We start from the raw sequence: 7,905 nt of genomic DNA on the forward strand, positions 1-7,905 counted from the left end.
CTCTTATTATAAGTGAGGGCTTTATTTTTTTGAAACAATATGTGTAAATTATATAAAGAACCCCGCTAAAATCCAATTTGGAATCTTAGCGGGGTTCTTTTGGAGCTGTATTTATGTCCCAGCCCCTATCCCTAAAATATTGGAGATGATAAAATGATCGCGACGATACTGACGGCTACTGCGGTATATGTAGCAACAGGAATTGATTATCTCGTCATATTAATTCTTTTGTTTTCGCAAATAAAAAAAGGTCAGGTAAAACATATTTGGATAGGACAATATATAGGGACTGCAATTGTGATAGGAGCAAGTCTTTTAGTTGCACAGGGGGTTGTAAATTTAATTCCTCAGCAATGGGTTATCGGACTACTTGGACTTTTACCACTTTACCTAGGCGTGAAAATATGGATTAAAGGAGAAGAGGATGAAGATGAAAGTAGCATTTTATCCTTATTCTCCTCTGGAAAATTTAATCAGTTATTTTTGACGATGACTTTCATCGTATTGGCTTCCAGTGCGGATGACTTTTCCATTTATATACCGTACTTCACGACCTTAAGTATGTCTGAAATCTTTATTGTCACTATTGTCTTTCTAATTATGGTTGGAGTCTTGTGCTATGTCAGTTACCGTCTAGCTTCCTTCGATTTTATATCGGAAACAATTGAGAAATATGAACGTTGGATTGTACCAATTGTATTCATTGGGCTAGGTATTTATATATTGTTTGAAAATGGAACATTCAATGCTCTGATTTCATTTCTTCTTTGAAGTGGCGAATCCAAACCATAAAGTAAAGTATAAAGAGGTTATCCTATTGATTGGGATAACCTTTTTATATTTAATTAATTATCATTTACGTTAAACACATGTACTTAAAGTAAGAACATTGATTTAAACCATTTTTTTCATAATTTGCTCTTGATAAGATCCTCAACCATCATATGAAGATATCGAAGCTACGAAGCGTCTTTATGAAGTGGGTAAATTGATTGGAATAGATGTCCTCCAACTGTTACATCAATCATACCTTTATAATCTTTAACATTAGAACTTCTTTTTTGAAGAAATATATTGTCATCTTGTGTAAATATACATTGAAACGTTTCATGCCATTCGCCTTGTTGATGTACTTTATGTCTACTATCTACACCTTTCAATTTTCTATTTTTATCATAAACATTCAATAACTCACTCATTTATTTTCACCTTTTTCAAACTATTTTGATACATCCATTAACATTACGTTAAACAAATTAGAAGTTTCTCTTATTTTTACAATTCCATTATCTCATAATCACGCTTATTTGATATGATTATATTACTTAATGAAAAGAGGGAGCATCAATTATGTCACAAATAAAACTCAATGATTTACTTGGCTTTACAGAAGAAGAAATGAATCAAGTGAAAATCAAGTTCAACCAATCAAATGGCTTTGTTGATCCTATGGAAGTATTCAAACATAACCCTGAAGAAGTGAATACACAATGGCTGTTTTGGAGAAACAAATCGAGGTATTTTAATGTTGGTCAAACAGCCATATGTCTACTTAAACTTTCATACGATACGTGGTTACTTACGACGATTAAAAAAGTGACAAAAGAATTAGGCGTATTAGAAGGTATCAATTATGAAGGTATTGAACTGCCTCAATACGAACAATATTATGGTCGAGTTATCATCAAGTTTAAGAAATCGTTCATGGCTCAGGGACGTTTATACAAAGACTTACATCAAGAGCTAGTCGTCCAACAGATATTACCTACAATTTATGACGGTGATGATTTCCCGGGTTATGATAAGGTAAAACTATCCTATCAACAACTCGCAACAATTATTCATCGTGGTAAACGTGACTGGATTGCTGCCCTTGAAAATCAAAAAGCTGTTTATCTTATAACAGATAAAAGTAATGGTAAGTTGTACGTTGGTTCAGCAACGAGTATGAGTAAGATGTTGCTTACAAGATGGTCTAACTATGTAGCTAACGGTCATGGTGGTAATAAAGAGTTGGTAGCATTAGTAGAAGAAAAAGGCTTTGACTACGTTAAGGAAAATTTTCAGTATACGATACTTGAGAACTACAATGGTAAGGTTGATGATAAGTTGGTACTTCAGCGGGAGTCATACTGGAAGGAAGTATTGCAAAGCAGACAGTTTGGTTATAACTCTAATTAACACTTCTCTATAAAAATTAAGAAAGACATGTCAAAAAATTGACATGTCTTTCTCCTCTTTCCGTGTGGTTAGACGTAGCAAGGTGGGGTTTCTCTTATTCTAAGATTTATTCGGACAGCATAACTATAATTCAATTTTTGAGAACTGAAACTCAATACTCTTTTTAAAGTAATCAATCACTTTGTCAGATTTATCTCCTGTAACAAATGCATCACTATTAACGTATTCACGACTTAATTGTAGTAATTGCTCATTGATTGCATTATATTCTTCTATAATTACTTTGTACTTATCATAGAAAAAGTATTGTAATTGACCAGTGAACTCTGCTACTAAATCGCCTGTGGCCTCGTGTCCTGTGAACGGGTCTAATATTTTAGGAATATAGGCCATATTCCATACTGCTCCAAATGAATAAGGATTTCTGGTTCGTTCAAATATATGTGAAACTTGATAATTACTAATTCTGTTCTGAGTGGCTCCACTTTTTTTATAATATCCTGTGTATTTTGCAAGAATCTTAGGAGGATACGTATTATTGGTAGGATCTATCTTAATCACTGCATTCGGCACTATATGACGATATAAGTCCAAGTAAAGACCAGCATTCACACCTTTCAAGCCATAACTCCTGACTATAACAGGTTCTGTTCCTTCTTCAATAGCTGACTTAATTAAGTTCCATTGTAATATTGCTTTATCTATGTCTACAGTAACTATGCTTTCTTTAGCAAAATTCCATAAATCATTTGTGTCAATATTGAAATACTCAAAGAATTGTTCGTATCCATCTTTATGTTTCATATAAACTCTCTTCTCTTTACGATTTTTAATAACTAATTTAATTGTATGATCGAAATTTCAAAGAAATCAAGTCTTTAATATTTGTTGTTATGATTTTCTTTATTTACATGATGAATAAATCTATAGATGTTTCCGCATCATTTATGATAACTTTGAGTGTTTCTCTTAAGACTACGGTTATTTCCCAGAGAATAACCTCATCACTTATGATAACTTTCTGCTTATCGGTAGATGATGCGGTTTTTTTCTCATTCCCCAATCCTATAGATTCACAAGAACACATAGCATAGACAATAATCTATATAGATGGTACTCTATATATTGTAAGGGAGGTATGGTTATGTCTTATCAAGAACTAGCAACAATATTAAAAGTTTTATCTGATCCAAGCAGATTAGAAATAATAGATTTACTTTCATGTGATGAACTATGTGCTTGTGATTTACTGGAACATTTTCAATTTTCACAGCCTACGCTAAGTCATCATATGAAGTCATTAGTCGATAAGCAATTAGTTCTTTCAAGAAAAGAAGGTAATAAACATATGTATCGACTTAATCATGAAATTTTAGATGATGTTAATCATAACTTAAATCTTATTAATACATCTAACGAACGATGTGTATGTAAAAGTATGAAACAAGGTGAGTGTTGATGACAATATTAGCAATTGTGATTTTTCTTTTAACTTTAACCTTTGTGATATGGCAACCGAAAGGTTTAAATATTGGTATTACAGCTTTAATTGGAGCTGTCGTTGCTATCATTACGGGAGTCGTAAGTTTTTCCGATGTATTAGAAGTAACAGGTATTGTTTGGAATGCGACCTTAACTTTTGTTGCAGTTATTCTTATTTCACTCATATTAGATGAAATTGGGTTCTTTGAATGGTCTGCTATACATATGGTGAGAGCATCAAAAGGTAGCGGATTGAAAATGTTTATCTTTATCATGCTATTAGGTTCAGTTGTAGCAGCCTTCTTCGCAAATGATGGTGCAGCTTTAATACTGACGCCTATTGTTTTAGCAATGGTACGTAGTCTAGGTTTTGATAAAAAAGCGATATTTCCATTTATTATTGCTAGTGGTTTTATTGCAGATACCACATCATTACCACTTATTGTTAGTAATTTAGTTAATATTGTTTCTGCTGATTACTTTGATATTGGATTTGTTGAGTACTTCAGTAAAATGATTATACCTAATATATTCTCTTTAATCGCAAGTATTCTTGTCTTATGGCTTTATTTTAGAAAGTCTATACCAGGAAAATTTGATGCAGTAAATATTAGAGAACCAAAAGAAGCGATTAAGGACAAAAAGCTTTTTAACATCTCGTGGATTGTACTCACTGTATTGCTAGTTGGTTATTTAATAAGTGAGTTTATAAATATTCCAGTATCAATTATTGCTGGTATCATTGCTTTAATATTTGTATTATTAGCACGTAAATCTAAGGCTGTTCATACGAAACAAGTAATTAAAGATGCACCATGGAATATTGTTTTATTCTCTATTGGCATGTACCTTGTGGTATTTGGTCTAAAAAATGTGGGCATTACAACGCTTCTTGGTGATGTACTAACAAATATTTCAAGTTACGGCTTATTTAGTAGTATCATGGGCATGGGTTTTATAGCTGCACTCCTTTCATCTATTATGAACAACATGCCAACTGTTTTAATAGATGCAATAGCGATTGGTCAATCTCAAACAACAGGCATACTCAAGGAAGGTATGATTTATGCGAATGTTATCGGATCTGATTTAGGACCTAAAATAACACCCATTGGTTCGTTAGCAACACTTCTCTGGTTACATGTACTTACTCAAAAAGGTGTGAAGATTTCGTGGGGGACATACTTTAAAACTGGAATTATCATTACTATTCCGGTCCTATTTGTAACACTCTTAGGTTTATACCTTACACTAATCATATTTTAAGAAAAGAGGCTTTAATTATGGATAAGAAAACAATTTATTTTATATGTACAGGAAACTCTTGTCGTAGCCAAATGGCTGAAGGTTGGGGAAAGGAAATATTGGGTGAAGATTGGAATGTCTATTCTGCTGGTATTGAAACACATGGTGTTAATCCTAAAGCAATAGAAGCTATGAAAGAAGTAGATATTGATATATCAAACCATACGTCAGACTTGATTGATAATGATATTTTAAAACAATCAGATTTGGTCGTGACGTTATGTAGCGATGCAGACGATAATTGTCCTATTTTACCACCAAACGTTAAAAAAGAGCATTGGGGTTTTGATGATCCAGCAGGTAAAGAGTGGTCAGAATTTCAACGTGTTAGAGACGAAATTGGCAAAAAAATTAAAGAATTTGATAGTTATGTAAAAAATTAATCAACGAAATACAAGGAGCTTTTTATGTATAAATATATAAATATATAAATATATTTTTAGTTGCATTAAAACTTGGATTACTATCATTTGGAGGACCAACTGCCCACTTAGGTTATTTTTATGATGAGTATGTTAAGAAAAGAAAATGGCTTGATGAAAAAGAATACTCAGATTTAGTAGCGCTATGCCAGTTTTTACCTGGACCTGCAAGCAGCCAAGTTGGTATTGGTATAGGAACTATTAGAGGAGGAATTCTGGGAGGAATTATTTCTTTTATTGGTTTTACACTTCCTTCTATGATTATACTTATGGTTTTTTCAGCATTAATTATTAACAATGATTCTAGTTTAACTTGGATGCAAGGATTAAAACTAGTAGCTGTTGCCATTGTTGCCCAAGCCGTAATAGGTATGGGTAAAAAATTAACTAATACTAAAAGTACCATTACATTGGCATTATTTGTTCTTATATTATCTCTAACAATCGATAATCTTTATATTCAAGTAATCGCATTATCTATTACTGGTATATATGGTCTTATCTTTTTAAAAGAAACCTCTACAGATAAAAATTATTTAAGAGTGAAGACATTTAAATTACCTAAAATGTTAGGTTTTATTTCAATTTCATTATTTTTTTTACTATTAACTGTATTGCCTATAGTTAGTTCTATGACGAATAATTTATGGCTTAGAATGTTCGATAATTTTTATAGATCTGGTTCTTTAGTGTTTGGAGGTAGTCATGTCGTATTACCTTTATTAGAAAATGAGTTTGTACCACAAGGTTTAATATCACCTGATAGCTTCATAACGGGTTATGCTGCTGCTCAAGCTGTACCTGGACCATTATTTACGTTCGCTTCATATATTGGCATGTCTATAGAAGATATTGGAGGAGGAATTTTGGCTACTGTCGCTATATTCCTACCAGCATTTCTATTATTATTTGGAGTGTTACCATTTTGGGATAATATTAAATCTAACACTTATGCTGAAGGTTTTTTAAAAGGTATAAGCGCGGGTGTAGTAGGTATTCTTATCGCTGCATTTTATAATCCGATTTGGGCTTCAACTATTAAATCAGAATTAGATTTTGTTCTAGCTAGCTCATTATTCGTATTCCTGGTTTGTTATAAATTACCTTCCTGGTCTATTGTGCTAATAGGCATTATAATAGGTATAATGTTTTACTAATCTTTCTCGTTCATAATCAAAGAATAAATTTTTATAAGTATATTTATTAAAGTAACCATTATAAATTAAAATAATTGATTTCGTGTAATTATAGTATCTTATCTCAATGTAAAAGATAGTAAAAACCATTAATTATGTAGTGAGCCCAAAAAGTAAAACTTATTGGGCTCACTACATTTGCACTAGAAAGGGGTTTATATTAATTTTATAAATCTATTGCTATTATGACTAATTAGGAATCATATCTATATTTCTTTTAAACTTCTATTTATTCTAAATAATCTTGGTGGTATTATAATATCTGATGCCTTACAATAACAATTTGATAGGATTACTCACTTTTCTACATCTTTAAATTATTTTAATGATTCTGGGAAATCTTGATAGCCTTCTCTAATATTCACGACATTTTCATAGCCTTTGTTTTCTAATATACCCACTGCTATTGAACTTCTAACACCTGACTGACAATGTACATATATTTTATCTTCTTTATTAAATGGAATATTTTCATTTAATAATTTACCATGCGGAATATTGACTGCTTGATCTAAGTACCCATTATTCCACTCTTCATCATTACGTACGTCAAGTATATATTCTTCTTTACCAGTCATATCAACGCTATGGATGGATTGGGTTAAAATTTCTGATTTTGGTAAACGATAACCTGCTACATTATCAAAGCCAATTAATTGTAAAGTATGTGTTGCTTGCTCAACGGTAGATTTATCACCAATTAAATCTATACTGTTTTCATAGTCTAAATACCAACCGATTTGGTTAATGAAGTTTTTGTTGTAAGGAATATTGATTGTACCTTCAGTATGACCGCCATGAAAGGCTTCTTTACTACGAAGATCAAAGGCTATTCTTACATTATGGTTCTATAATAAATCGGAATGGTGACATTTAAATTATAAATGTTGCTTGTCCGATTTTTTACTTTTTAGATGCAAAAAGACGCAATGACCTCTATTATTAAAAGTGCCGAAACCATAATAAAGGAGATCATGCGTCTATGAATTATTTTATATTAAAAACACTTAACATTAAAGACGAAAACATACAATTTGAAGAAAAAGTTGAAAAATCGAAGTTTAAAGGTCGATTAAGCCTTTTCTATTACGGTGAACTTAGCTACACACCAAGCCATTGTGAGTGTTGCGGGGAGGAAAATGAACACCATACCGTTATTAAAGCAGGTAAAAAACAATCTAGGATTACACTTCCTCACATATCTGAGTTACCTGCTTATCTCATACTTAAAAAACAACGTTTTTATTGTAAAGCTTGTAATACGTACTTTACAGCTCAGTCTCCTGTCGTTGATAAGTTTTGTTTTATCTCTAAAAATA

General features: G+C 31.8%; 9 protein-coding genes and 1 pseudogene. 8 read left to right on the plus strand and 2 right to left on the minus strand.

Annotated features, from left to right (window positions below):
• Positions 1-153: 153 nt before the first annotated feature.
• From HHH54_RS10615 to HHH54_RS10625, 3 genes are all read left to right on the plus strand, one after another.
• On the plus strand, positions 154-771 hold the full coding sequence (locus tag HHH54_RS10615) for a CadD family cadmium resistance transporter (RefSeq protein WP_099482189.1): 618 nt from the start codon (positions 154-156) through the stop codon (positions 769-771).
• Positions 772-952: 181 nt separating this feature from the next.
• The gene (locus HHH54_RS10620; RefSeq protein ID WP_118003425.1) at positions 953-1,045 is read left to right on the plus strand and encodes a hypothetical protein; all 93 of its coding nucleotides are present in this window, start codon (positions 953-955) and stop codon (positions 1,043-1,045) included.
• Between the two features lie 305 nt (positions 1,046-1,350).
• The gene (locus HHH54_RS10625; RefSeq protein ID WP_198618772.1) at positions 1,351-2,181 is read left to right on the plus strand and encodes a GIY-YIG nuclease family protein; all 831 of its coding nucleotides are present in this window, start codon (positions 1,351-1,353) and stop codon (positions 2,179-2,181) included.
• Positions 2,182-2,304: 123 nt separating this feature from the next.
• Here HHH54_RS10625 and HHH54_RS10630 read toward each other — a convergent pair whose 3' ends face one another.
• Positions 2,305-2,985 (minus strand): hypothetical protein, encoded by a 681-nt coding sequence (locus tag HHH54_RS10630; protein WP_198618773.1) that lies wholly within the window; start codon positions 2,983-2,985, stop codon positions 2,305-2,307.
• Between the two features lie 340 nt (positions 2,986-3,325).
• Here HHH54_RS10630 and HHH54_RS10635 point away from each other — a divergent pair, with 340 nt between their 5' ends.
• From HHH54_RS10635 to chrA, 4 genes are read left to right on the plus strand one after another with little or no spacing between them, the layout of a single operon-like run.
• On the plus strand, positions 3,326-3,640 hold the full coding sequence (locus HHH54_RS10635) for an ArsR/SmtB family transcription factor (RefSeq protein WP_198618774.1): 315 nt from the start codon (positions 3,326-3,328) through the stop codon (positions 3,638-3,640).
• A complete protein-coding gene (arsB, locus tag HHH54_RS10640) occupies positions 3,637-4,929 on the plus strand; it encodes an arsenite efflux transporter membrane subunit ArsB (RefSeq protein WP_198618777.1) in 1,293 nt (430 codons plus the stop codon). The genes HHH54_RS10635 and arsB overlap by 4 nt, the downstream gene beginning before the upstream one ends.
• Before the next feature lie 17 nt (positions 4,930-4,946).
• Positions 4,947-5,351: an arsenate reductase (thioredoxin) gene (arsC, locus tag HHH54_RS10645; RefSeq protein WP_198618775.1), complete on the plus strand. Its 405-nt coding sequence runs from the start codon at positions 4,947-4,949 to the stop codon at positions 5,349-5,351.
• 32 nt (positions 5,352-5,383) lie between these two features.
• The gene (chrA, locus tag HHH54_RS10650) at positions 5,384-6,547 is read left to right on the plus strand and encodes a chromate efflux transporter (protein ID WP_198618778.1); all 1,164 of its coding nucleotides are present in this window, start codon (positions 5,384-5,386) and stop codon (positions 6,545-6,547) included.
• A gap of 356 nt (positions 6,548-6,903) precedes the next feature.
• Here chrA and cstB read toward each other — a convergent pair.
• Positions 6,904-7,428, minus strand: a pseudogene (gene cstB, locus HHH54_RS10655) (persulfide dioxygenase-sulfurtransferase CstB); the annotation flags it as partial.
• 140 nt (positions 7,429-7,568) lie between these two features.
• Here cstB and HHH54_RS10660 point away from each other — a divergent pair.
• Positions 7,569-7,905, plus strand: a 337-nt coding sequence (locus HHH54_RS10660; protein WP_198618776.1) for a transposase family protein, incomplete at its 3' end; no start/stop codon positions are given.

Origin of the sequence: Staphylococcus canis, from assembly GCF_016238445.1 — a bacterium.
GTDB classification, from domain to species: Bacteria; Bacillota; Bacilli; order Staphylococcales; family Staphylococcaceae; genus Staphylococcus; species Staphylococcus canis.

Excerpts from the sequence above, each read along its gene's own strand:
- HHH54_RS10625 (WP_198618772.1), top strand. The coding sequence starts at position 1,351 with ATGTCACAAATAAAACTCAATGATTTACTTGGCTTTACAGAAGAAGAA.
- HHH54_RS10635 (WP_198618774.1), top strand. The coding sequence starts at position 3,326 with ATGTCTTATCAAGAACTAGCAACAATATTAAAAGTTTTATCTGATCCA.
- HHH54_RS10615 (WP_099482189.1), top strand. The coding sequence starts at position 154 with ATGATCGCGACGATACTGACGGCTACTGCGGTATATGTAGCAACAGGA.
- arsC (WP_198618775.1), top strand. The coding sequence starts at position 4,947 with ATGGATAAGAAAACAATTTATTTTATATGTACAGGAAACTCTTGTCGT.
- HHH54_RS10630 (WP_198618773.1), bottom strand. The coding sequence starts at position 2,985 with ATGAAACATAAAGATGGATACGAACAATTCTTTGAGTATTTCAATATT.